This window comes from Absicoccus sp. (genome assembly GCF_034090965.1).
GTDB classification, from domain to species: Bacteria; Bacillota_I; Bacilli_A; order Erysipelotrichales; family Erysipelotrichaceae; genus Absicoccus; species Absicoccus intestinalis.
On the sequence record NZ_JAXDRQ010000051.1, the window covers coordinates 1 to 2,096 of the forward strand.

3 protein-coding genes and 1 pseudogene are annotated in these 2,096 nt (G+C 41.9%); all 4 read right to left on the reverse strand.

All coding sequences use genetic code 11. The annotated features are described in order from the left end of the window. Nucleotides 1-605 (reverse strand): annotated as a pseudogene (locus tag SOS22_RS07170) (F0F1 ATP synthase subunit alpha); the annotation flags it as partial. A gap of 10 nt (nucleotides 606-615) precedes the next feature. Beyond that, complete coding sequence (gene atpH / locus SOS22_RS07175) at nucleotides 616-1,146, reverse strand: ATP synthase F1 subunit delta (RefSeq protein WP_320325949.1); 531 nt, start codon at nucleotides 1,144-1,146, stop codon at nucleotides 616-618. Further along, nucleotides 1,143-1,655 (reverse strand): F0F1 ATP synthase subunit B, encoded by a 513-nt coding sequence (gene atpF / locus SOS22_RS07180; protein WP_320325950.1) that lies wholly within the window; start codon nucleotides 1,653-1,655, stop codon nucleotides 1,143-1,145. Before atpF ends, atpH begins: the two co-directional genes overlap by 4 nt. A gap of 5 nt (nucleotides 1,656-1,660) precedes the next feature. Then, nucleotides 1,661-1,915: an ATP synthase F0 subunit C gene (gene atpE / locus SOS22_RS07185; RefSeq protein ID WP_320596779.1), complete on the reverse strand. Its 255-nt coding sequence runs from the start codon at nucleotides 1,913-1,915 to the stop codon at nucleotides 1,661-1,663. Nucleotides 1,916-2,096 lie beyond the last annotated feature (181 nt).

Genomic DNA, 2,096 nt, shown 5'->3' on the forward strand with positions numbered 1-2,096 from the left:
GCTTTTTGACCAATCGCCACATAAATACATTTCACATTGGTATCCATTTGATTCAAAATGGTATCGATCGCGATTGCGGTCTTTCCCGTTTGACGATCGCCAATGATCAACTCACGCTGACCACGACCAATAGGAATCATAGAATCAATGACTTTTAGACCCGTTTGTAGGGGAACCGAAACACTTTTACGCGTAATGACACCAGGTGCTACTCGTTCAACCGGACGCGTCTTGTTGTATTCGATTGGCTCTTGCCCATCAATCGCCTGTCCTAAGGCATTGACAACACGACCCAATAAACCATCGCCAACCGGTACTTCCACAATGTGACCGGTTCGCTTTACAGCATCGCCCTCTTTGATATCGGGGTCTTCTCCCAACAAAACGACACCAACATTTTCTTGTTCCAAGTTCATGACCATGCCATACACATCATGAGGAAACAGCAACAATTCACTCATCATCGCATTGCGAAGACCATAAACGGTCGCAATTCCATCACCAATACTGATGACCGTGCCACTTTCTGTCATTTCTAGATTCTGGTCGATATTTTGAATTTGGGCTTTGATCAGTTTACTGATCTCTGCGGGATTTAAACTCATAGTACCACCTCTAGCTTTTCTTAATTTGTTCTTTCATTTCATTTGCCCTAGCCAACACCGTATTGTCTAGTACAAAATCGGCCGTTTGAACTTTCAATCCAGCAATCAACTTTGGATCCACTTTCACATCCAGTTCAACCGTTTTATGCAAACGCTTAGACAAGACCTTCTTTAGATCTTCGACTTGTTTAGCATCTAAAGAAGCAGCCGAATAAACTTCGACCATCTCAATATGATGATACTTGTCATAACATTTCTTATAGGCTTGATAGATTTCCGGAATATATGCACACAAATCATGTTGATTCAACACACGAAGATAACGAAAAACAACAGGATCCACGGCTTTTTCAAAGCACGCCGAAAGAATTTGTTCCTTCTGTTCTCGCTTGATTTTCGGATGTTTCAAGACTGCAACCAGTTCTTGATCCGACATCCATACACTCGCGCACGCTTTCAACTGATCTAAATAGATGGCATCTTTTTGGGATTCGATACCAATTTCAAATAAAGCCTGTGCATAGGGCATCATATCTATCATTGTTGATCTCCTGCCTTAGCCAAGAAATCATCCACAAACTTGCGCTGTGTGGATTCATCCATTTCCTTATCGACCAACTTTTTCGCGGCTTCAATGGCGACATCGCTGATTGCCTCTTTCATTTCATCCTGCGCCTTCAAACGATCTCGGTCTATATCTTCCTGCGCCTTCGCTTTGATACGGGCAGCTTCCGAATTGGCTTGATCCAAGATTTCTTTTTTCTGTTGTGTCGCATTGGCACGCGCCGTCTCAATGATCACATGCGCATCTTGTCCCGCATGTTGCATCTGTACATCGTACTTTTCTTTTTGTGCCAACGCCGCTTTTTTCAAATCTTCACTCGAATCAATATTGCCCTGGATCAAATCTTGACGCTTCTTCACAAAAGCTAAGATCTTATCCCAAAAAAAATGTTTCGCAAACAATACAATCAAGACTGTGGAGATCAATGTCATGACCATATCTTGCAGATTGATACGCAGGTAGTTCGCTACGTTAAAATCAATCATAACACCTATGCCGCCTTAACAAAGATCAAAAGAATCGCAATGACCAAGGAATAGATACCTGTAGTTTCGGCTAAGGCGATACCTAATACCATGGTTGAGTTGATCTTGGATTGTGCATCCGGATTACGACCAACAGCTTCCGCACCACGACTGGCCGCAATACCTTGACCAATACCAGGGCCTAAACCTGCTATCATTGCTATACCAGCTCCTAAAGCTGACATACCTAAAATAAAATCGTGACCTGAAATTCCTTGCATTTAAAATTTCTCCTTTCAAATTTAATTTTCTTCTTGTCCCATACCCATTGCAATGTAAATCATTGTTATCATTGCGAATATGAAAGTTTGCAGTACACCTGAGAATACATCGAAGTAGATGTGAAACCATGGTGCTACTATTGGTGTAAGTAAATTACTTACGTAACCTAGCGCAGCATAT

Coding starts and splice junctions, on each gene's coding strand:
- atpF (WP_320325950.1), bottom strand. CDS start 1,655: ATGATTGATTTTAACGTAGCGAACTACCTGCGTATCAATCTGCAAGAT.
- atpE (WP_320596779.1), bottom strand. CDS start 1,915: ATGCAAGGAATTTCAGGTCACGATTTTATTTTAGGTATGTCAGCTTTA.
- atpH (WP_320325949.1), bottom strand. CDS start 1,146: ATGATAGATATGATGCCCTATGCACAGGCTTTATTTGAAATTGGTATC.